Raw genomic sequence first — 236 nt, 5'->3', positions numbered from 1 at the left:
CTGTACGAGTACATTGAATCATTGATTGCGGTTTGGCTTCTTTTAATAACACCAACAATGCTTGAAAACTCAACTGTTTGCGATTTACCCATGATGGTCGTCCGGTTCTGTACATCCATGTTGGCTGTAACTGCAGCTGTGTTAACATCGATTTCACTCATGAAATAGTTCATATATTTCATAAGTGCATCTTTTTCAGGGATGGTATCCGCATCATTACTTAAAATATATTCCCC

The 236-nt window shown here is 38.1% G+C and carries 1 pseudogene; it reads right to left on the bottom strand.

Annotation, left to right across the window (positions count from 1 at the left end):
- Positions 1–182: pseudogene (locus tag ACWA1B_RS23625) on the bottom strand (hypothetical protein); the annotation flags it as partial.
- Positions 183–236 lie beyond the last annotated feature (54 nt).

The organism is Flavobacterium xizangense, assembly GCF_054075145.1.
The sequence above is the reverse complement of the archived record's forward strand: the minus strand, read 5'-3'. Positions and strand labels throughout refer to the sequence as shown.